Source organism: Streptomyces sp. NPDC028331, from assembly GCF_055565775.1.
This window is the reverse complement of record NZ_JBVHTR010000032.1, coordinates 1-20958: the sequence shown is the minus strand read 5'-3', so window position 1 is coordinate 20958 and position 20958 is coordinate 1. Positions and strand designations below refer to the sequence as shown.

The following is a 20958-nucleotide window of genomic DNA, read 5'->3' as shown; positions in this document are numbered from 1 at the left end:
CGTCGTCACAGCGGCGGCTGGGCGGGGGCCGGTCCCAGGGTCGTCGTGCCGGGCGCGGTGCGGTGGCCCAGGCCGGTGCGGTAGGCGTCCAGGGCGGCCTCCACCCGGCCGGTGCGGCGCAGCAGGTCGCCGAGCAGCCGGCACAGGTCCGCGAGGTCGCCCGCGGCCCCCGCCCGTTCCAGCAGGCTCAGGGCGCGCACATAGTGCTCCTCGGCGGCCTCCGTGTCGCGCGCGTCCTCCGCGATGATGCCGAGGAGACGGTGCGCGGCGGCGGAGTGCACCGCGCCGCGCTCCGGGCCGATGTCACCGAGGACGCCGTGCAGCAGCCGGGCGGCCTCGGCGGACCTGCCGCGCCGGTGCAGCACATCGGCCAGTTCCACCGCGACCTGGCTGCTGTAGAGGGCGGCGCGCTGCTCCGACAGCATGGCCAGCGCCTCGCGCAACTCGCTCTCGGCACGCTCCAGTTCGCCGTTCTGCGCGTACAGGTAGCCGCGCATCCAGTGGCAGTTGGCCAGCTCGGTGCGGATCTGCAACTGCCGGTACAGCTCGGCGGCCTTGGCGAGATTGGTGTCCGCCTCGGCCAGGCGTCCCTCGGCGAGCAGGGTGCGCGCGACCGAGCGGTGCATCCGGGCCACCAGGGCCGGGTCCCGGACCTGGGGCGCGAGCGCGAGGGCGAACTCGGCCGCCTGCGCCGCCCTCGCGTGCGCGCCCAGGTCCATGTACGGGCCGATGGCGCTCGCGTAGAGCAGCAGCAGGGCGTCCGGGTCGTGCAGTCCGGAGCGGTTCAGCTCGTCGAGGGTGGTCTCCAACAGGTAGCAGGCGTAGCGGAGTTCACCGGCCAGGTAGTGGGACACGGCACGGCCGCGCAGCGCCGGGACCCGGCTCGGCAGCGGTGCGTCGGCCAGGCACTCCTCGGCCCGCTCGAAGTACTGCCGCCCCGCCTCCAGGTCGCCCAGCTCCATCGCGCACTCGCCCAGCCCCAGCAGCGCGGCGGCCCGCTCGGCGGTGAGCCCGTGCTCCTCGGCCTCGGCCAGCAGCGCGGCGTACTGCTCGGCGGCCACCTCCGCCTCCCCCGTGGCGAGGGTGCGCCGGGCGTCGGTGAGCCTGAGCCGCAGCCCGGTGGCGAGGTGAGCGGGACGGCCGGTGGCCAGCTCGTCGAACGCCACTCCGAGCCGCCCGGCGAGATGCCGGAGCGCCTCGTCGGAGGGGCGGACCCGGCCCGCCTCCAGGGTGGAGATGTACGCGGGGGTGTAGGCGGGCTCGGCCAACTGCCGCTGGGTCAGCCCGCGTTCCCGCCGCAGCCGCTGCACCCTGCGCCCGATGGTCTCCGGGTCGTCCCGCATCGCCATGCGGTTCATCATGCCAGTAAGTCCACTTACCGACGCCCGTGTTCTGACCGTTCGTCAATCTCTTACCCGCACATGCCAACTGCCCTGGATCCCTTCCCCGGGACCCGTCCCAGCCCCTAGCTTGGGGAAGCGTTAAACACGCTTAATCCGCCGCTGTCATTGCGAGGTCGGTTGCCGTGCCCCCACGCCCTTCCGTGCTCCACGGACGCATAGCCGCGCGTCACGTCCGCGGGTTCGGCGCGGCCGTCGTCGCCGTGGCCGCCCTGGTGACCGCGGCCAACGCGGGACCGGCACGGGCCGCGGAGCCCGAGCGGAGGCCCCCCGCCCAAGCGGCCCCCGGCGCGGCCACTGCGCCCGGTCCCGCCGGGGGCTTCGCGGGCCGCCTACGCTGATCCCGTGACCTCCCCCGCCGCACACACCGCGCTGGACCTCACCGCCGACGTCCCGGTCGCCGACCTGGAGGACTGCTACCGGGACCTGCACCGCCATCCCGAACTGTCCCTGCGCGAGCACCGCACCGCGGCGCTGCTCGCGGAGCGGCTGCGCACGGCCGGGTACGAGACGGCCGAGGGCGTCGGCGGCACCGGGGTCGTCGGCGTCCTGCGCAACGGCGACGGGCCGGCCGTGCTGCTGCGCGCCGACATGGACGCGCTGCCGGTCGCCGAGGAGACGGGCCTGCCGTACGCCTCCGAGGTCCCCGGTGTGATGCACGCCTGCGGGCACGATCTGCACGTCACCTGGCTCGCCGGGGCGGCCCGGGCGCTGGCCGCCGGGCGGGAGACCTGGTCCGGGACGCTGGTCGTGGTGGGCCAGCCCGCCGAGGAGACCGGCGAGGGCGCGCGGGCGATGGTCGCGGACGGGCTGTACGAGCGCTTCCCGCGTCCCGACGTGCTGCTCGCCCAGCACGCCGCCCCCGGCCCGGCCGGGCTCTACGCGCACTCCCCGGGCCTGATCCTGTCCGCCTCCACGGACGTGGACATCGTGGTATACGGCCGGGGCGGCCACGGTTCGCGCCCCGAGGCGACCGTCGACCCCGTGGTCACGGCCGCCTACCTGGTGACCCGGCTGCAGACCGTCGTCAGCCGCGAGATCGCCCCGCGGGAGTCCGCCGTACTGACGGTGGGCCGGATCGAGGCGGGCAGCCGGCCCAACGTCATTCCCTCCGAGGCGCACATCTCCCTGAACCTGCGCACCCAGTCGGCCGCGGTCCGGGACCGCATGATCGCCGCGGTCCGGCGCATCGCGGCGGGCGAGTGCCTGGCCGCGGGGTGCCCGCGCGAGCCCGAGGTGACCGTGGGCGCGGACTTCCCGGTGACGGTCAACGACCCCGCCACGGACCACCGCGTGACCGCCGTGCACAGCGAGGTGTTCGGCGCCGAGACGGTCTTCGACCCGGGCGCGGCGATGGGCAGCGAGGACTTCCCGCACCTGGCGCCGGACGGGGTGCCGTACGCGTACTGGTTCGTCACGACCACCCCCGCCGACGTCTGGGCGGCGGCCCCGGGCGCGGACCTCATGGAGAAGTTCGCGGCGGTCCCCAGCAACCACAGCCCCCACTTCGCCCCCGACCTGTCCACGCTCGTCCCCGGGGTGCGGACGCTGGTGTCGGGGGCGCTGGCCCACCTGTCCGCGGCGTGACCCGGCGACGGCCCGCGGCGCCGCGGTGCGCCGCGGTCAGCGCCCGGGGGCCGGCTGCGGCGGCAGGTCCCGCACCGCGCCGAGCTGTGCGTACAGGTCGAGCTGGTCGTCGGTCAGCCAGTACTCGGCGACGCGCCCGTCTTCGAGGCGCAGGGTGTCGACTCCCGCGAAGCTGACGGGTGTTCCGGCCGGTGCGGTGGCGTTGCCGGGCCGGCCGCCGTTCCAGACGCCGGTGAAGCGGAACCGGGAGACCAGGTGGTCCCCGTCGGTGAACGGGCCCAGTTCGCAGGTGAAGGCGGCGTCGGAGTAGGAGCTGCGGAAGAGGGCGATCCACTCGGCCATGGTGCGCGGATCGTGGACGTTCTCCTCGGGGGGCATGCCGAAGGCCGGAAGGTGGACCCGGAGCCGGGGCGCGATGATCCGGTCGGCGAGCGCCAGGTCCCCGTTCCACATGGCGAGCCACCGGTCCAGCAGCGCCTTGCCGTCGTATGCACTCACGTCGCTCATGTCTGCCCCTCTCGTTCCCTCGCGTTCCCTCTCGTGCGAGGACAGAGGGGCCGCGGACGCCCGCGGATACATCCGCGACACATCCACCGCTGTTTCCCGCACATTTCGCCGTTCAATTGAATGCGGAATTTTTGCCCTGTGACGGTGAAGAAGCCGCCGCCATGATCTCCTTTTCGTCCGGCCGGCCGGCGAGGCCGGGGAGCAGGACGCTCCAGACCTCCTCGATGAATTCGAGGATTTCCTCCTCCGAACCGCTTGTGAAAACCCGTCGTTCCAAAGTGAACAGGAATCCGGTCAGAAGCCAGGCGCAGGTTCTCAGCGGCAGCCCGTCGCGCACCTCCCGGCGCTGCGCGGCGCTCTGCAGCAGGTTCTGGATCAGCGTCTGCAGTTCCCGGCACAGGTCGGTGCGGTACTCGCCGCCGCCGCGCTCGCGCCCCAGCCGGAGACCGGCCCGGACGATCTCGTCCCGGGCGAGCAGGCCGGCGACGAGCCGTGGCAGGTCCGTCAGGACCCGCAGCGGCGGCTCCCCGTCGTCCAGCATGCTGGTCACCGACGCGGTGAGGCGGTCGGCGCAGGCACCGCGCACGGCGTCCGCCAGATGGTCCTTGGACGGGAAGTGGAAGTACAGGGCTCCCTTCGAAACCCCCGCGGACTGGCTGATGTCCTCCACGTTCGCGGCCGCCAGGCCCTGCTCGTCGAAGACCGCCGCCGCGGCTCGCACCAGTCGGCTCCGCGTCCGCTCAGCGCGCTCCTGCATGATCGTGCTGTCCTTGTCTCCCCCGCGCGAATACTGTCCAGGGCGCAGCCGGCGTCCCGGCCCGGCCGCGCCGAAGACGGTCCGCGACCCGGCGGGCCTGCCGCCGCACGCCGCGGGACCGTCTGCCGGTCATGCCGTCTGGGTCTCCCGGCCCGCGCCGGCGTAGCGGTGGAGCGCGCCGTCGGACCTGAGGATCGCCTGGTGCAGCGCCTGGATGCGCGGAGACGGCTCCAGACCGAGCCGGCTGGAGAGCTCGTGCCGCAGCTCGCGGTAGACCTCGAGCGCCTGCACACGGCGGCCGGCCCGGTACAGGGCCAGCATGAGCTGGGCGTGGAGCTGTTCGTGCGTACGGTCGTCAGCGGCGTGGGCGACCAGTTCGCCGAGGAGTTCGTAGTGGCGGCCGAGCCTGAGCTCGGCGTCGATGCACCGGTCGAAGGCGGACTTGCGGCGCTCCTCCAGGCCCCTCTTGTGGATGGTCAGGACCGGTCCGATCGGCAGGTCCGCCAGGACCGGGCCGCGCCAGAGGGCGAGCGCGCCGCGGAAACGATTCGCTGCGAGGGTGTCGTCACCTGCGGCGAACGCCTGGTGCCCCCGCTCCGCGAGCCGGCCGAACTCCTCGGAGTCGATGCGACCGGGGACGACGTTGAGCACGTACCCGCCCGGGCGGGTACTGATGACGGACTTCGGGTCGCGGTCGGGGCTGCCCGCGGCGATCATCTCGCGGAGCTTGCGGATGTAGGTGTGGATCGCGGCGCAGGCGGTGCGGGGCTCGTCGCCCGTCCACAGTTCCCGGACGCAATCGGTCACCGGGACGGTACGCCCCCGGTTCAGTGCGAGAAGGGCCAGGAGCTTGGCGGGCTTCACGGCTGTCGGAGCGGCATCGGCACCCGATATTCGGACACTGAACGAGCCCAACACTGATATGTCCATCGACTTCCCCCAGTTAGTCGTTAGTCATCAGTCACTCCGACCCTAAAAATCCGCCAGTCGGTTTGTCAATCGTGATCACACGGCCACACAACGGAGTTGACCCGGTCCCCGCAGGTTAAAGCCCGCTGTGAAGGGCGGCGTCAAACTCTGGCAAAACTCGGCCCAGTTGGGGACACGACACACCGTGCGGCCACCGCGGTTCCGTTGAAGCATCGCTGAAGTCCCGCTGCTCCCCGGCTGGACGACGACTCCACGCCCCCTTCACCGGGTCTCCACCGCGCTCCCCCCGCAGCCACCCCGCTCCCTATCGTCATCGGCCAACTGGCCCGAATCGCACGGCGAGAGGTGAGGTGAGAGGCGCGTGCTACAGGCAGACCGAGGGTCACCGCCGACCTGCTCCTGGCGGCCGGTCGTCGACCGCGAGGTGGACGGCGAGACGCTGCGCGTGTGGGAGCGTCCGGCGCCGGATCCGGAGGCCGAATCCGTCGTACTCGTCCACGGTTTCGAGGAGAGCTGGGAGACCTGGAAGCCGCTCGCCGAGCGGCTTCCCGCCCACCTGCGCCTGTTCGCCCTGGACCTGCCCTGGCGCAACGGATCGCGCCATCTGTGGCCGGAGCGGGGCGCGTCCACCGTATGGCTGCACAGGGGGCTCGACCTGCTGCCCGCACCGGCCGAGGCCGTCGTCGCCCACTCGTTCGGCGCGACCACGCACCTGGCGCTGCTCACCCGCGGCACGGTGTGCGCGGCCACGCCGACCGTGCTGGTGGCCCCCGTGTACCGGCCGCACGACCAGCCGGTCGACGCACGGTTCTTCCAGGAGGCCGTGGGCCGGTTCCGCGGGGTGCTCGCCGAGGGGCTGCGGGCCCAGCTCGGGCCGCGCGCCCGCTCCCTGCCGGCGGACATCGTCGACGCCATGGTCGACAAGGTGCGCGAGCGCGTCGAGCCCTACGGGTTCCTCCAGTTCTACGCCCTGCTCAGCCACACCCCCGAACTGCCGCTGCACCGCGTCCGGGCGCCCGTCCTGGTGGTCAGCGGCACCCACGACCCCTCGGCGCCCGAGGCGGCGCTCGACGAACTCCTCGCCTCGATACCCGACATCCGGCTCCACCGGGATCCCGGCCTCACCCACTTCTGCCAACTGCAGCAGCCGGACGAGGTGGCCGAGCAGGTCGCCGCGTTCCTGGCAGCCACCGGCCCACGCCCCACCGACAAGGAGGCGATCAGCGCATGACCTCGCCCGGAAACCGCGGCTACGACGTCGTCATCAGCGGAGCCAGCATCGCCGGCAGTGCCGCGGCGACCCTCCTCGCCCGACGCGGTCTCCGCGTCGCCCTGCTGGAACGCCGATCCGACCCGGCCGCGCACAAGGTGCTGTGCACCCACTACCTCCAGCCCTGCGCCTACCCGGTCCTCGACCAACTCGGGCTGATCCCCGCCCTGGAGAAGGCCGGCGCGGTCCGCAACGAGGCCCGCTGGTACACCCGCTGGGGCTGGATCGAACCCAAGGCCGCGCCGGGCGGCCCCGAACTGCCCTACGCCTTCAACATCCGGCGCAGCACCCTCGACCCGCTGATCCGGGCGCACGCCGCCGAGACCCCGGGCGTGGACCTGCTCACCGGGCACACGGTGAGCGGGCTCGTCCGGGAGGGCGAGCGCACGGTGGGCGTCCGGGTCACGGGGCCCGAGGGCGAGAGCGAGCTGCGCGCCCGCCTCGTCGTGGGCGCCGACGGCAAGGACTCGGCGGTGGCACGCCTCGCCGAGATCCCCGCCAAGACCCACCCCAACGGACGGTTCAGCTACTTCGCGCACTTCAGGAACCTCCCGCTGCCGGACGGCATCACACACTGCTGGTTCCTGGAGCCGGACGTGGCGTACGCGATGCCCAACGACGACGGCGTCACCGTGGTCGCGGTGATCCCCGACAAGAAGAAGCTGCCCGCCTTCCGCGAGGACCTCGAAGGGGCCTACCTGAACTTCGTGCGGTCCCTGCCCCAGGCGCCGCCGATCGACTCCGCGGAGCGGGTCACGAAGATCACCGGAACCGTCAGCTACCCGCTGATCTCCCGCCGGCCGACCGCTCCCGGCATCGCCCTCATCGGTGACGCGGCCCTGGTCGGCGACCCGCTATGGGGAGTCGGCTGCGGCTGGGCGCTGCAGACCGCCCAGTGGCTGGCCGAGGCGGTCGCCCCGGCCGCCGCCGGGCGGGGCGACCTCGACCAGGCCCTGGCGTCCTACGCGCGTCGGCACCGCAAGGGGCTGGGCGGCCACCAGCACCTGGCCGCCGACTACGCCACCTCGCGGCCGTTCAACCCCTTCGAGCGGCTGATGTTCTCGGCGGCGGCCCGGGACGAGGCCATGGCACGCCACATGCACCTGTTCGCCTCCCGCCTCATCGGCCCGCTGCGCTTCCTCAACCCGGTGGCCCTCGCCCGGGCCTCGGCCGTCAACCTGCGCCACCGGGGTGCGCCGTCCCCGGTGCCGGCCCACCGCTCCCACACCGCCGCGTGACGGGCGGCAGCCCGTCCGTCCTTCGCATGACGGGCGGCAGCCCGTCCGTCCTCCTTCTCCACGAAAGGCAGAGCCCCATGAACTCCGAGACGACCGTCACCCTCACCGCCGAGCAGGACGCCCAACTGCGCGCCATCATCATCGAGGTGCTGGAACTGGAGCCGGACGAACTGTCCGACACCAGCAGCTTCATCGAGGACCACGGCGCCGACTCGCTGCTGGCCATCGAGATCCTGGCCCGCATCGAGAAGGACCTGGGGGTCACCATCCCGCAGGACGACCTCACGGAGATGGGCGACCTCGACGGTGTGCGTGCCGTCGTGGTCCGCAACCTGCGGGGCGGGACCGATGGCTGAGCCGGGCACCCGCCGTGTCGTCGTCACCGGTCTCGGCGCCGTGAGCAGCGCCGGGATCGGGGCGGCGGAGTTCACGGCGTCGATCAAGGCCGGACGGCGCACCACGTCCCCCATCGCCGGCTTCGACACCACCGGGTTCCCGCACCGTCACGCCGGCGAGGTGCACGACTTCGAACCGCGGCAGTGGCTGCGGCGCATCGACCCCGGCCAGTGGGGCCGCAGCGGGCAGTTCGCCGCGTCCGCGGCCCGGCTCGCCGTCGAGGACGCAGGCCTGACCGAGGCCGACCTCGTCCGGGCGCGGACCGGCTCGGTGATGGGCACGACCAGCGGCGAGTCCGCGGTGATCGAGGAACTCGTCGCCGCCTGGGCGGCCGACGGGCTCAAGTCGCTGCCGGCCGGGCGCGTCGGCGCGGTCCCCGCGGGCCGTATCGCCACCGCGGTCAACCGTGAACTCGGCCTGCCGGGTGAGGCGCTGACTCTGGCCACCGCGTGTTCGGCGAGCAACTACGCGCTCGGCTACGCCTACGACATGGTCTCGGGCGGCGAGGCCGACTGCATGCTCGCGGGCGGCGCGGACTCCCTCAACCGCTGGGCGCACGCCGGTTTCTACCGGCTCGGCGCGCTCGCCGAGGAGGTCTGCCGGCCCTTCGACGCCGACCGTTCGGGCATCCTCACCGCCGAGGGCGGGGTCGCGCTGCTGCTGGAGCCGTACGACCGTGCCGTCGCCCGGGGAGCGCGGATCTACGCCGAGGTGCTCGGCTACAGCGTCAACTGCGACGCCGAGCACATGGTGCACCCGGATCCGACCAGCATCGCCGCCTGCATCCGGGCGGCGCACCGCAGCGCGGGCGTGACGCCCGAGGACATCGACTACATCTGCGCGCACGGCACCGGCACCCGGACCAACGACGCTACCGAGGTCGCGGCGGCCCGGGAGGTGTTCGGGGAGCGCATCCCCCCGATCAGCTCCATCAAGTCGATGATCGGGCACACCATGGGCGCGGCGAGCGGCTTCGGCGCGCTGGTGTGCTGCCAGGCGCTGCACGAGGGGTTCCTGCCGCCGACGGCGGGGGTCGAGACGGTCGATCCCGCGCTCGGCGAAGGCGTCGACCCGGTGCCCGGCACCGCGCGGCCGGCCGCCCCACGGGTGGTGCAGAACCACGGTTTCGCCTTCGGCGGGAACAACGCCATCACGATTCTGGGGAGGGTCGCATGAGCGCGCCCGTCGTCGAGGCGGCCCCGGCCCGTGCCGCCGCGGCCGTGACACCGCTCGCCGTCACGGCCGTGGGCGCGGCGACACCGGCCGGGCTCGGTCTGGAGGCGCTGGGCCGGGCGGTGGCGGGGGAACTGCCCGCGCACGCGGAGCCCGCGCTGCAGGACGGCGAGACGTTGCCGCCCCGGCCGGCCCGTGCCGTGCCGGACCTGCGGGAGGCCGAGCTGATCGGCCGCAAGGGCGTACGGCACCTGGACCGCACGACCCGGCTCGCGCTCGTCGCCTGCCGGCTGGCCCTGGACTCGCTGCCGGAACCGGTGGGCGACCGCACGGGCGTCGTGCTCGGCACGAGCACCGGCAGCATCCGCAGCTCCAGCGAGTACTCGCTGGAGACCCTGCGCCTGGAGCGGCCGTACCTGGTCAACCCCAGTCTGTTCCCCAACACCGTGATGAACTGCGCGGCGGGTCAGATCGCCATCCGGCACGGTCTGCGGGGGGTCAACGCCACCCTGGCCGGCGGCCATCTGGCCGGGGTGCAGGCGCTGCGGTACGCCCGCAACGCGCTGCGCCAGGGGCACGCCGAACGCCTGCTGGTGGGCGGCGTGGAGGAGTTCTGCGCGCAGAGCGCCTGGGGCTGGCACCGCTCGGGGGCGCTCGCCGCGGAGGCCGCCGTCGGCGAGGGTGCCGCGGTCCTCGTCGTCGAGCCGGAGGGCCCGGCCCGGGCCGCCGGCCGGCCGGTGCTCGCCCGGGTGCTCGCCTGCGAGACCGGCTTCGCCGAACGCGGGCGTCTCGTCCCGGAGCTCGCGTCGGTGATCGGCCGCGCCCTGGAACGCAGCGGCAGGTCCGCGGGTGAGGTGACGGCGGTGTCCCTGGGCGCCACCGGCCTGACGGGACTTCAGCGGGCCGAGGAGCGCGGTGTGGAACTGGCCCTGGACGGACGCCGGCCGGAGGCCGTGCGGGTCAAGGAGGCGGTCGGCGAGTGCTTCAGCGCCGGGGGTGCGCTGCAGATCGCCGCGCTGCTCGCGCTGTGGCAGCGGGAGGGCGCCCGCGTCGGCCGTACGGCCTTGGTGACGGCGGTGTCCCGGGACGGCTCGGTGGGCTGCGTCGTCCTGGACACCGGCACCGGCGACGCCTGACACCTCTCCGCCCCCGGTCGCGCCCGGCCACGGACGCGACCGGGGGCCCGACGGCTCCGACTGCGGCTCCCCGCCGCAGGGGCCGGTCCGGTCACGCGGCTCCACACCGCACGGCCATACGCCCCACCGCTGTACGCCCCACCGTCACGCCCCCTCGCCGTACGCCCCACCGTCATCGCGCCCAGCGCCCAGCCCGCCAGGACCGTTCGATCGCACGGCGGCCGGTCAGCCCCTCCGGCGCCCGGAAGGAAACCATGTCTTCGACGTCTACGACTCGGACGCAGCCCGAGACCGGACCGGCTGAACTGATCACCGCCTGCCTCTCCGGCTCCCAGGAGGCCTGGTCCCGGCTCGTCGAGCGCTACGCCCCCGTGGTGTGGACGGTGGCCCGCTCGCACCGGCTGAGCCCCGCCGACTGCGAGGAGGTCTTCCAGCTCACCTGGCTGCGGGTGTATCAGAGCCTGCCGCGCATGCACACCCCGGAACGCTTCCCGGCCTGGCTGACGACCTGCGCGCGGCGCGAGAGCCTGCGCCAGTACGAGCGCTCCGGGCGCTACGTCCCGGTGGGCGACGCGGGCACCCTGGAACGTCCCTCCGCCGCCGAACCCGGCCCCGAGGACGCGCTGTTGCTGCGGGAGCGGGACGCCCAGGTGCTCGCCGCCCTGGCCCGGCTGCCCGACCGCGACCAGCGGCTGCTGGCCCTCCTCAGCGCCGACCCGGCGCCCGGCTACGACGAGGTCAGCCGCCGGCTCGGCATCGCCCGTGGTTCGGTCGGACCCCTGCGCGGTCGCGCCCTGCGCCGACTGGCCGAGCAGTTGCGGGCGATGGAGGACGTCGACGACCCCCGCCCGGCCGCGGTGTGACGGCGGCGGGCCGCTCCGGCTCCGGGCAGGCGCATGCGGCGTCCGTGACCGGCCGCGGTGTGAACACGGCGGACCGCTCCGCGCGGAGTGACGTCAGCGGTCCGTGGCCGGCCGTTGCGTGACGGCGGCGGGCCGGGCCGGGTCCGGGGGCGCGCACGCGTCGTCCGTGGTCGGCGGCAGGGGGGCGGGCCAGGCGGCGACGGCGCGCACCAGGTCCTCGGGGACCGGGCCGACGGCGGCGCGGACCCGGCTCAACAGCTCTTCGCCTTCGCCTTCGCCTTCGCCGTCCGCCATGTCGTCCCTCCCTGTGCCCTGGTCGCCGCCGCCGCGTCGAGTATGCGCTCCGGCGTCAATGTACGGGTACGCACCCGGATCCGGCCCCCGGCGGCCATGTCCGGGCCGGCGGCCGTGAGGACCGCCGAGGCGGCGACGCCGTCCGGTGCCGTCAGATCCAGCGTCAGCAGCCCCGGGTCGTTCCCGGTCCCGGCCGCCGCCGGCACGCCGTGCGCGAGCCCCGCGCCGACGGCCTTCGCCCGTGCCTCGGTGCGGACCCAGCAGCGCGCGAAGGCCGCGGCGCGTTCCGGTGCGGGCAGGCTCTCCAGCCACCGGCGCCGGCCGGGCGGCAGCCAGCGCGTCACCGCGCGTTCGGTGTGCGGGGCCACGGGGAAACGCTCCGCGTCCACGCCGACCGGGAGGCGCGCGAGGCCGTAGACGACGTGGTCGCCGGTGTGCGCCATCGAGTACTCCAGGCCGGGCGCGCCCGCCACCCGGGGCCGCCCGTGCGGCCCGCCGCACACCGGGCACGGCGTGCGGTACAGCTCGCAGTCCTGCGGGGGAACGCGCAGGCAGGCCCCGAGCAGCACGCGCAGACCCGCGTGCGCGAGGGCCCGGCGGTGCCGGTGCAGTGGCCGAAGCGGCCGCGCGGCCCTCTCCCGCTGACGCGGGTCGAGCAGCGACAGGGCCGCTTCGGTGCCCGCACCCGGCGGTGGCACGGCGAGCCACCAGATGTGCAGCTCGTCCGGGCGCAGCGGCGGGTGCGGGGCGGTCACAGCGCGACGCCTCCGTCGATCTGCAGGACCTGGCCCGTGATGTAGGCGGCCTGGTCGGACAGCAGGAACGCGGTCAGGTCGGCGACCTCCCGCGCGGTTCCGAAGCGCCGCAGCGGCACCGCGGCCAGCGCCTGGCTGCGGGCCTTGTCCGTGAGGCCGTCCGTCATGTCGGTGTCGATGAAGCCGGGGGCGACGACGTTGACGCGGATGTTGTGCCGGGCCAGCTCCTTGGCGAGGGTGCGGCTGAGGCTGTTGACGCCGCCCTTGGAGGCGGCGTAGTTGGCCTGGGTGGCGTGTCCGTACACCCCGGCCACCGACGAGACGTTGACGATCGCGCCGGAGCGCCGCTTCAGCATGCCGAAGCCGACGGTACGGCAGAAGTGGAACGTGCCCGTGAGGTTGGTGTCGATGACCGAGGTCCAGTCCTCGACCGGCATCATCACCAGGTGGTTGTCCCTGACGATGCCGGCGGAGTTGACCAGGGCGTCCACGGGGCCCAGTTCGGCCTCGGCGCGCTTGACGAAGGTGTCGACCGCCTGGAGGTCGGCCACGTCGCACGGCTGGTGGAAACAGGCGGCGCCCTGGGCCCGTACCAGTTCGGCGGTCTCGTCGGCGGCGGGCGAGGGGCCGCGCCCGCAGAAGGCGATGTCGTAGCCGTCGGCGGCCAGGCGCACGGCGACGGCGCGTCCGATGCCGCGGGAGCCGCCGCTGACCAGCGCCACCCGGCGGGGCCGCCGGGCGGTGTCGGCGGGGCGGTGGGCGGTGGTCGTCTCGGTCATCGGTTCTCCCAGATGGCGAGGGCTCGGGCCTGGACGTCGGCGGAGAAGTTGTCCTTGAAGGCGGTGCTGCGGGCCCGCTTGTCCTCGTCGGGGTGGAGCAGGCAGTCGTAGGCGATCTTCGGTCCGCCCTCGACGAGTTCGTCCGGCGAGTAGAAGACGTGCAGCGGGGTGACCTTCTGGTCCTCGATGAGCAGCTGACCGCGGGTGGGGTGGCTGCGGGTGTGGAACGCCCACAGCACGTCGCGGGTGTCGGTGGGGTCGATGTCGTCGTCCATGACCATGACGCGGGTGACCCAGTAGCCGACCTTGGGGCGCAGCGCGTGGTGGGCGACGGCCCGGGTGATCATCCGGGTGCTGGTGTATCCGGTGCGCTCGCGCCAGTCGCGCGCCACGGTGACCACGAGCAGGTTGATGGCGGACTCCGGCACGATCCACGCGCCCGTGACCGGCAGGCCGGCGGCGCGCAACTGGTGCAGCGCCTCGGCGGAGTAGGTGGTGCCGACCGCGGTGTGGTCCTCCTCGACCGGCTTGCCGGCCGAGACGACCGGCAGGATGGGGTCGTCGCGGTGGGTGATGGCGCTGATGTGGAAGACGGGCCAGGGGTTGGCCTTGCCGGTGAGGTACCCGGCGTACTCGCCCATGGGGCCTTCGGGGGCGGTCTCGTCGAGGGAGACGTGACCCTCGATGACGATCTCCGCCGTGGCCGGCACGTCGAGGTCGACGGTCTTGCAGCGCACGAGCTCGAGCGGCTCCCCGAAGTGCGCGCCGAGGTAGCCGGCCTCGTCGGTGCCGGAGGGCAGTCCCATGCCGCAGGCGAAGGGCACGGCCGGCTCGGCGCCCTGGACCAGGGCGAACGGCATGGGTTCGCCGCGCTCCCGCCACATCCGGAAGATCTTGCCGACGTCCTGCAGCGGCCGGACCATGCCGGCCATGCGGCGGCCGTCGAGCATCATGACGCGGGCGATGGACCAGTTGGTCCATCGTCCGTCGGGGGTGCGGACGACGATGGCGCCCCAGGTGTTGACGTACCGTCCGCCGTCCCCGTCGTGGATGAGCGGCACCGGGAAGGCGTCCAGGGTGGCGTCCTCGCCCAGCAGCACGTTCTGCTGGCAGGGGCCGGAGTCCACGACGACCGGGGGCACGGGCGGCAGGCCCCGGGCCTCGGCGAGTGCGCCGACGATGTCCAGCGGGTGGGTGGCGGGGTCGAGGCCGAGCGACAGCGCGACCCGGGCCCAGGGCGCGCCGGGTGCCGAGCTGAGGGCCGCGGGGGCGCCGAGCACGCGGAAGCCGGGGGCGTGGCCCTTGACGGCGGTGAACAGCGGGGCCGGGTCGCGGTTCTCGGCGCTGCGCCGGATGACGGCGCCGATCTCCAGGTGGGTGTCGGCCGGGGTGTGCAGGGCGCGCACGTCGCCCAGCTCGCCGAGCGCGTCGAGGTACTCGCGCAGGCTCTTCAGATGCTTCCTCATGGGTGTGTCCTCAGGCGTCACACGTGGCTCGCGCTCTGTTCGAGTCGCCAGTCGGTCGGGGTGGTGGACGGCAGGACCGGCTCCCCCCAGCGGGGGAAGGTGCCGGTGTCGATGCCGAAGAGGTCCAGCGCACGGCCGACGGACTGGTCGATCACGTCGGCGAGGCCGGCGGGGCGGGTGTAGAAGGCGGGGACGGGCGGCGCGATGATGCCGCCGTTCTCCGTCACCGTCGTCATGTTGCGCAGGTGGGTGAGGGTCAGCGGCGTCTCACGGACCATGAGCACGAGCCGGCCCCGCTCCTTGAGGGTGACGTCGGCGGCGCGGGCGAGCAGCGTGTCGCAGGTGCCGACGGCGATCTGCGCGAGGCTCTTCACCGAACAGGGGGCGACCAGCATGCCGCGGGTGCGGAAGGAACCGCTGGCGATCGGCGCCCCCACGTCGTCGGGCGAGTAGTGGAAGTCGGCGAGCTCGTGCACCTGGGCGGTGGTCAGTTCGCTCTCGTACGCCAGCGTCCGCCGCGCCGACCGCGACATCACGAGGTGCGTCTCGACCCCCGCGGCCCGCAGGACCTGCAGGGCACGGATGCCGTAGGCGATGCCCGTGGCCCCGCTGATGCCGACCACGATCCGGTCGGCCCCGTGGGCGGGCGGTTGGTGACTCATGTGGGTGCCTTCCTTCCCGCGGGCGGAGGCCGCGCGGGGCTCTTCGACGGGTGCGCTGCGGGGCCCTGGCGCGGGCCCGGCCGGAGGCCCTACTGCTCGGGCGCCTGGACGATCGCGGTGGACCAGGTGAAGCCGCCGCCGGCACCGGCCACCACCGCGATCTCGCCCGGGCGGAGCATGCGGTGGCCGACGATGTCGGCCATGTTCGCGATCATGTCGCCCGCGCCGAGGTGCCCGGTACGGCCGCCGAGCAGGACGGTCTCCGCCTTGAGCACGCCCTCCACGCAGCCGTACATCAGGTCGACGAGGCGGGGTCCCATGCGGGGCATGGTGAACAGCCGGATGCGCGGGTCGTCCGGCTCCAGCTCCGCCTCGGCGAGCGCCTGGTCAAGGGAGGCCCGCACGTGCAGGCGTGCCGCCCGGGGGAAGATCTCCTTGCCCATGGCCTCGTAGAAGTCCCGGCGTACGTCGTTGGTCTCCCAGGTATCGCGGTCCTGCATCGGCACCTGGGTGAAGGGCCGGTGGCCGCGCTCCATGCCTTCGAGCCGGTTGTCGGTGGAGTGGGTCAGGGACAGCAGGTGCAGGTCGTCGCGGCCGCCGTCGCGCCGGTGCAGCAGTGCCGCGGTCGCGCCGTCGCCGTACCCGATGTCCGGGTGCATGCTCCAGCGGTCCCACACCGGCGCGTAGTAGCGCTCGCCGGTGGTGACGAGCGCGGCCGACAGCGAGGGGTCGCCGAGCAACTGGGTGGCGGCCAGCAGCAGGCCGGTGGCGCCGCCGGTGCACAACGCCTCGATGCCGAAGGGCAGGGCGGTCGACGGCAGGCCGAGCCGGCCCGCGACGTAGTGCGCGTACGACCACTTCTCGTGGCCCTGGTGGAAGACCCGCGCATGGGCGTACAGGCCGACGCGGCCGGGCTCCCAGCCCGCGCGTTCCAGTGCCCTGCGGCCGGCCCGCACGGCCATCTCGGGTGCGGCCAGGCTGTCGGTCACGGGAAGCTCCGTGACGCCGAGCTGCCGGGCGCGCTCGGGGTCGAGGCGGCCGGCGGCCACCTGGTCTGCTGTGGTCTGAGTAGTACTGGGGAGCCAGGTGGTGACCGCCTTGATGCCCAGTCCGCCCTCGAACTTCATGGCCGAACTCCCTCGGATCGCCGCTGTTGACGCCCCTACAGAGCCGCTCGGCACCGGGCCGGATACAGCCGCGCCCGGCCGTCCCACAGATAGACGCCGTACGAGCGCCAGGGCGCGTCGGCGTCGGGGCGCGTCGGCGTCGGGGCGCGACGGTGGCGGGGCGCGACGGTGGCGGGGCGCGACGGTGGCGGGGCGCGTCGGTGGCGTCGGGGCGGCAACGTGCGGAGCCGCCCGGAGCCCAGCGGGGGTCTTGGGCTCCGGGCGGCGGTCGGGGGGGGCGGGCCCGGGGGGGCGTCGGAGTCGTGGGCCCCTGCGGCGCCGCCCGCGCTACGCGGCGTCCTGCGCGTCGCTCCGCCGGCCCAGCAGGAGCCCGATCAGCAGGGCGAGGACACCGATCCCGGCGGTGAGGTACCAGGCGTGCCGGAACGCGTCCAGGGTGGCCTGCGCGGAGCCCGGGGTGCCGAGGGCGGCGATGAACACCGAGATGCCGATGACCAGACCGACCTGGCGGACCATCAGGTTGACCGCGGATCCGGTGGCGAAGGACGCGGGCGGCAGGTCCTTGGTGGCGAGACCGACCAGCGCGGTGGTGCCGAGGATCGTGCCGACCGGGGTCAGCAGGGCACCGGGCAGCAGCACGGTCACGTAGTCGGGGTGGCTCTGCGCCGCGACGCCCCACCAGACGACACCTGCGGCGAGCAGGGCGCAGCCGGCGACGACCACCGTCGCGGCCCCCAGCTTCTTCGACAGCGGCCCGACGGCCATGGCCACCAGCGGCATCAGGAACGTGCCGGGAGCGAGCGCGAGACCGGTCCGCAGTGCCGAGTAGCCCCACACGTTCTGGCTCCACAGCATGAAGGAGAACAGCATCGCGCCGAAGCAGGTGTTGAACACCAGGGCGGTCAGGTTCGCCAGGCTGAAGGAGCGCACCCGCAGCAGCGAGAACGCCACGACCGGGTTGGGGTGCCGGGCGGAGCGCCGGAAGAACTCGGCGAGGCTCACGACGGTCAGCGCGAGGCAGCCCAGCACCCGGGCGGAGGTCCAGCCCCACTCCGGGGCCTTGATCAGGGCCAGCGAGGCGCCGCCGACCGCGACGACGACCAGCACCGAGCCGAGCAGGTCGGGCAGCGGACCGCGCTCGGCGGTCGCGGCGGCCGGCAGCACCCGGCGGCCGACGAGGAGGGCGGCCACCCCGAACGGCAGGTTGATCAGGAAGATCCAGCGCCAGTCCAGGTTGACCAGCGCACCGCCGACGATGGGCGCGAGCGCCGCGGCCACGCCGCCGACCGCCGTCCAGGCGCGTACGGCACCGCCGCGCCGGTCCGCCGGGTAGGCGGCGAGCAGCAGTCCGAGCGAGGTGGGCACCATCGCCGCGGCCCCCGCGGCCTGCAGCACGCGGGAGGCCACCAGCATGGCCACGCCCTGCGACGCGGCGCACAGCGCGGAGGCGAGGGTGAACAGGCCGAGCCCGAGCAGGAATCCGTTCTTGCGGCTGGAGCGGTCGGAGAGCCGGCCGGCGGGCACGAGGAAGGCCGCGAAGACGATCGAGTAGGCGTTGAGGGTCCAGGACAGGCCCGCCGTGCTGCCGCTGAACTCCTGCTCCAGGGCGGGGAAGGCGACGTTGACGATCATCATGTCCAGGCTGGACATCACGAACCCGGCGCACACCACGAGGAAGACCAGCGTGCGGCGGCGCCGGTCCGCCGCGGACTCGACCGGTTCCTGGGCCGTGACCTGGGAGGGAACGGCGTTCCCTGCGGTCTGGGACATCTCTTCTGTTTCCCTTCGGTGGGCTGGGCGGCACGGCTCCGCTGCGGGGAGGCAGCGGGCTCAAGGTAGTAGTTAGTCACTACTCAGTCAACCGATCCGAAGAGGCACCGGGCGACCGTCCCGGACACACCCGGTCCGGCACGTGGTTTCATGTGGTTCATGGGACGCATGACGGGCGAGGAACGCCGCAAGCAGATTCTGCGCGTCGCTTCCGAGGAGTTCTCTCGCGGCGGCTACTACGGGACCTCGGTGGAGACCATCGCCCGCAGAGCAGACATCAGCCAGCCTTATGTCTTCCGGATTTTCGGGACCAAAAAGGGGCTTTTCATTGCCGTTCTCGAGGAGTCCTTCGACCGGATCATTGAAACGTTCAATGAATCTTCCAAGGGCCTGACCGGCGTCGATGCCCTGGTCGCCATGGGAGAGAACTACCGCCGACTGGTCCGGGACCGGGTTTTTCTGCTGATTCAACTCCATGGCTTCGCGGCCTGCGACGACCCGAAAATCCGCAGCGCCGCACAAACCGGTTTCGGCCGTATGTGGAACACCATCCAGGAGAATTCCGGCGCGGACGACGTGACCGTGAAAAGGTTCCTGTCCCTCGGCATGATGCTGAATGACATGGCGGCCATGGACCTGTGGAACCTGGACGAGCCCTGGGCCAAGGCCTGCGTGGCGTCACTGCCGGTGGAGAGCTGGAGTAGCTGATCAGCGCCGCCCCCGGCCCGTCTCCGGCCCGGCGCCCACCGGGCAGGCGCCCCACACGAGGGCGCCCCACACGCGGGCGCGCCGCACATCCGGACACGCCGCACACACGGACACGCCCGCCGCCCCGCACGCGGACGCACCGGTGGTGCGGCACGCAGGACCGGGGGTGCTCACGGCCCGCCGTGACCGCACACGACGGGCCATGAGCACCCGGGGACGGAAGCACCGGGTACATGCGAGCACCCGGCGGACGGAGGCCCCGGGTACATGCGAGCACCCGGCGCCACGGAAACACGCCTCGGACGCGGCTCAGGCCCTGGACGGCGGCAGTTCGTCGGTCTCCGCGCCCTGCGTCCAGGCCTCGACGATCCAGCCGTCGACGATCCGCAGGATGTCCACGCCGACCCAGGTGATCCGCTTGCCGGGCACGTCCGACGGCCAGCCGGTACGCCCGAGGCAGGTGGCGGTGCCGAACCAGCGGCAGACCGCGAACTCCCCGTCGGCCAACGGCCCGAAGTGCGTCTCGTAGCGCAGGTCCTCGAACTTGCCCGTGAACCCGCGCACCCACGCGGCCATCGAGGCCGCGTCCCGGATGGCGGACGGGTCGATCGTCGCGCCGACGGTGGGCAGATGAACCCGGTACTCCGTGCCGATGATCTTGTGCGCGGCTTCCGGGTCCTCGTTCCACATCTCCAGCCAGCCGTCCCACAGTTCGGCCGCGGTGCGCTCCCTCGACGACATCGGTTCGCCTTTCGCTTCGCTCTGCTGTGTGCCCGGGCCGCGGGACGGCACCGTGCCGTTGCGGCCGGGCGGGACTCGGACGAGGCCCGTGGGCACAGATCACGGCGGCGCCCCGGCACGTACACCCACGGCCGATGTATCCGCCGCGGACACCGGCCGGTCTGTCCGTGTGCGGCGGCCCGCAGGGGGCCTGCCGCGCCGATGGGCTGAGCCCGGGACAGGAGGACCCGCGATGCGCTTCAGCGACGGGCTGACCGTGCAGTCGGCCGTGACCTGGCTGCCCGACACGCTCCAGAGCGCCTACGCCCTGGTGGCCGACGGCGCCCTGGAACCCGACGTCCCGGCCGCCGCCGGAGTGGCCGAGGTGCCCGTGTCGTACGGGACTTCGGCCCCCGACATGGCCGTGCTGGCCGGGCGGGAGGCCCTGGCCCGGGCGGGCGTCGAGGCCGGCGCCGTCGGTCTGCTGCTGCACAACTGGATCTACCACCAGGGCCACGACTTCTGGTCGCCGGCCCACTACGTGGCCGACCGCCTCGGAGCCACGGCCGCCGTGCCGTTCGGCATCCAGCAGATGTGCCATGCCGGCGCCATGGCCCTGCACACCGCCGCGGTCCACCTGACCGCCGACCCCTCCCTCCGCCATGCGCTGGTCACCACGGGGGACCGTTTCGACCCGGCCGGATTCGACCGCTGGCGCGGGGACTACCAGGTCGTCTACGGCGACGGCGCCACCGCCGCCGTCCTCGGCCGCTCCGGGCCCGGACTGCGGCTCGCCGCCCACGCCGTGGTGGCCGCGCCCGAGATGGAGTCGATGTACCGGGGCACCGACGAGTTCAGTCCCGCGCCGCTGGCCCACAGCCGCCCCATCGACATCCGCCGCACCAAACGGGCCTTCCTGGAGGCGGGCGGCATGGACCGGTTCGCCAAGACCGGCCCGGAGGCCGTGCGGGAGGTCCTGCTGCGCGCTCTCGCGGACGCGGACCTCAGCCCGGACTCGCCGCGCATACGCTGCGTCGCCCTGCCCCGCCTGGGCCCGAAGGTCCTGGAGCTGATGTACCTGCCCGTCGTCCGGGAACTGCTCGCGGCGGAGCCGCTGCGCCTCGGCGCCCGCACCGGCCACCTGGGCTGCGGCGACGTCCTCGCCAACCTGGCGGACATCATGGCGCGGGACCTGCCGGGACCGGACGAGTACGCGCTCGTCCTGACCGGGGGCGGCGGGTTCACCTGGTCCTGCCTCGTCGTGCAGCGCGTCGGCGACCGGGCGGAGGCGGGCCGATGAGCGACCACGGCGCCAGGAACCGGACCGCCGAGCTGCACGAGATCCGCGAGCAGGCCCTTGCGGGTCCGAGTGAGAAGGCGACCGAGGCGCAGCACGCCAAGGGCAAGCTGACGGCCCGGG

22 protein-coding genes are annotated in these 20958 nt (G+C 73.6%); 10 read left to right on the top strand and 12 right to left on the bottom strand.

The window, feature by feature from the left end:
* Nucleotides 1-5: 5 nt before the first annotated feature.
* Nucleotides 6-1349, bottom strand: a complete 1344-nt coding sequence (locus tag ACZ4SW_RS33475; RefSeq protein WP_468252873.1) for a tetratricopeptide repeat protein — start codon at nt 1347-1349, stop codon at nt 6-8.
* 209 nt (nt 1350-1558) lie between these two features.
* Between ACZ4SW_RS33475 and ACZ4SW_RS33470 the strand changes: the two genes are divergently transcribed.
* A complete protein-coding gene (locus ACZ4SW_RS33470; RefSeq protein ID WP_468252872.1) occupies nt 1559-1741 on the top strand; it encodes a hypothetical protein in 183 nt (60 codons plus the stop codon).
* Between the two features lie 4 nt (nt 1742-1745).
* A complete protein-coding gene (locus ACZ4SW_RS33465) occupies nt 1746-2987 on the top strand; it encodes an amidohydrolase (RefSeq protein ID WP_468252794.1) in 1242 nt (413 codons plus the stop codon).
* Between the two features lie 36 nt (nt 2988-3023).
* Here the strand turns inward: ACZ4SW_RS33465 and ACZ4SW_RS33460 are convergent, their stop codons facing one another.
* From ACZ4SW_RS33460 to ACZ4SW_RS33450, 3 genes are all read right to left on the bottom strand, one after another.
* The gene (locus ACZ4SW_RS33460) at nt 3024-3494 is read right to left on the bottom strand and encodes an ester cyclase (protein WP_468252792.1); all 471 of its coding nucleotides are present in this window, start codon (nt 3492-3494) and stop codon (nt 3024-3026) included.
* 112 nt (nt 3495-3606) lie between these two features.
* Nucleotides 3607-4251, bottom strand: a complete 645-nt coding sequence (locus ACZ4SW_RS33455; protein ID WP_468252791.1) for a ScbR family autoregulator-binding transcription factor — start codon at nt 4249-4251, stop codon at nt 3607-3609.
* A gap of 129 nt (nt 4252-4380) precedes the next feature.
* On the bottom strand, nt 4381-5181 hold the full coding sequence (locus ACZ4SW_RS33450) for an AfsR/SARP family transcriptional regulator (protein ID WP_468252790.1): 801 nt from the start codon (nt 5179-5181) through the stop codon (nt 4381-4383).
* A gap of 361 nt (nt 5182-5542) precedes the next feature.
* Between ACZ4SW_RS33450 and ACZ4SW_RS33445 the strand changes: the two genes are divergently transcribed.
* From ACZ4SW_RS33445 to ACZ4SW_RS33420, 6 genes are all read left to right on the top strand, one after another.
* Entirely contained in the window at nt 5543-6412 is an 870-nt protein-coding gene (locus ACZ4SW_RS33445) for an alpha/beta fold hydrolase (RefSeq protein WP_468252788.1), read from the top strand.
* Nucleotides 6409-7689, top strand: coding sequence for an NAD(P)/FAD-dependent oxidoreductase (locus ACZ4SW_RS33440; RefSeq protein ID WP_468252787.1), 1281 nt, complete (start codon nt 6409-6411; stop codon nt 7687-7689). The genes ACZ4SW_RS33445 and ACZ4SW_RS33440 overlap by 4 nt, the downstream gene beginning before the upstream one ends.
* A gap of 77 nt (nt 7690-7766) precedes the next feature.
* The gene (locus tag ACZ4SW_RS33435; protein ID WP_468252785.1) at nt 7767-8045 is read left to right on the top strand and encodes an acyl carrier protein; all 279 of its coding nucleotides are present in this window, start codon (nt 7767-7769) and stop codon (nt 8043-8045) included.
* A complete protein-coding gene (locus ACZ4SW_RS33430; RefSeq protein WP_468252784.1) occupies nt 8038-9261 on the top strand; it encodes a beta-ketoacyl-[acyl-carrier-protein] synthase family protein in 1224 nt (407 codons plus the stop codon). Before ACZ4SW_RS33435 ends, ACZ4SW_RS33430 begins: the two co-directional genes overlap by 8 nt.
* Nucleotides 9258-10394, top strand: coding sequence for a beta-ketoacyl synthase N-terminal-like domain-containing protein (locus ACZ4SW_RS33425; protein ID WP_468252783.1), 1137 nt, complete (start codon nt 9258-9260; stop codon nt 10392-10394). Before ACZ4SW_RS33430 ends, ACZ4SW_RS33425 begins: the two co-directional genes overlap by 4 nt.
* 254 nt (nt 10395-10648) lie before the next feature.
* The gene (locus tag ACZ4SW_RS33420; protein ID WP_468252781.1) at nt 10649-11257 is read left to right on the top strand and encodes an RNA polymerase sigma factor; all 609 of its coding nucleotides are present in this window, start codon (nt 10649-10651) and stop codon (nt 11255-11257) included.
* Between the two features lie 93 nt (nt 11258-11350).
* On the opposite strand, the gene ACZ4SW_RS33415 is transcribed toward ACZ4SW_RS33420, so the two are convergent.
* The 7 genes from ACZ4SW_RS33415 to ACZ4SW_RS33385 all read right to left on the bottom strand — a co-directional run bounded on the left by ACZ4SW_RS33415 (nt 11351) and on the right by ACZ4SW_RS33385 (nt 18110).
* On the bottom strand, nt 11351-11551 hold the full coding sequence (locus ACZ4SW_RS33415) for a hypothetical protein (RefSeq protein WP_468252780.1): 201 nt from the start codon (nt 11549-11551) through the stop codon (nt 11351-11353).
* Entirely contained in the window at nt 11509-12306 is a 798-nt protein-coding gene (locus ACZ4SW_RS33410; protein ID WP_468252778.1) for a 4'-phosphopantetheinyl transferase family protein, read from the bottom strand. Before ACZ4SW_RS33410 ends, ACZ4SW_RS33415 begins: the two co-directional genes overlap by 43 nt.
* Nucleotides 12303-13085: a 3-oxoacyl-[acyl-carrier-protein] reductase gene (gene fabG / locus ACZ4SW_RS33405; RefSeq protein ID WP_468252777.1), complete on the bottom strand. Its 783-nt coding sequence runs from the start codon at nt 13083-13085 to the stop codon at nt 12303-12305. Before fabG ends, ACZ4SW_RS33410 begins: the two co-directional genes overlap by 4 nt.
* On the bottom strand, nt 13082-14551 hold the full coding sequence (locus ACZ4SW_RS33400) for a UbiD family decarboxylase (RefSeq protein WP_468252776.1): 1470 nt from the start codon (nt 14549-14551) through the stop codon (nt 13082-13084). Before ACZ4SW_RS33400 ends, fabG begins: the two co-directional genes overlap by 4 nt.
* Before the next feature lie 17 nt (nt 14552-14568).
* Nucleotides 14569-15213, bottom strand: coding sequence for a UbiX family flavin prenyltransferase (locus tag ACZ4SW_RS33395; protein WP_468252774.1), 645 nt, complete (start codon nt 15211-15213; stop codon nt 14569-14571).
* Nucleotides 15214-15302: 89 nt separating this feature from the next.
* Complete coding sequence (locus tag ACZ4SW_RS33390) at nt 15303-16340, bottom strand: ketoacyl-ACP synthase III family protein (RefSeq protein WP_468252773.1); 1038 nt, start codon at nt 16338-16340, stop codon at nt 15303-15305.
* A 327-nt stretch (nt 16341-16667) separates the two neighbouring features.
* Nucleotides 16668-18110 carry an MFS transporter gene (locus ACZ4SW_RS33385; RefSeq protein ID WP_468252772.1) on the bottom strand — a complete coding sequence of 481 codons (1443 nt, stop codon included), beginning with the start codon at nt 18108-18110 and terminating at the stop codon, nt 16668-16670.
* Between the two features lie 159 nt (nt 18111-18269).
* Between ACZ4SW_RS33385 and ACZ4SW_RS33380 the strand changes: the two genes are divergently transcribed.
* Nucleotides 18270-18818 carry a TetR/AcrR family transcriptional regulator gene (locus tag ACZ4SW_RS33380; protein WP_468252770.1) on the top strand — a complete coding sequence of 183 codons (549 nt, stop codon included), beginning with the start codon at nt 18270-18272 and terminating at the stop codon, nt 18816-18818.
* A gap of 309 nt (nt 18819-19127) precedes the next feature.
* On the opposite strand, the gene ACZ4SW_RS33375 is transcribed toward ACZ4SW_RS33380, so the two are convergent.
* Nucleotides 19128-19559 (bottom strand): nuclear transport factor 2 family protein, encoded by a 432-nt coding sequence (locus ACZ4SW_RS33375; protein WP_468252769.1) that lies wholly within the window; start codon nt 19557-19559, stop codon nt 19128-19130.
* 232 nt (nt 19560-19791) lie between these two features.
* Here ACZ4SW_RS33375 and ACZ4SW_RS33370 point away from each other — a divergent pair, with 232 nt between their 5' ends.
* The gene (locus ACZ4SW_RS33370) at nt 19792-20838 is read left to right on the top strand and encodes a ketoacyl-ACP synthase III family protein (RefSeq protein WP_468252767.1); all 1047 of its coding nucleotides are present in this window, start codon (nt 19792-19794) and stop codon (nt 20836-20838) included.
* Nucleotides 20839-20958: the final 120 nt, after the last annotated feature.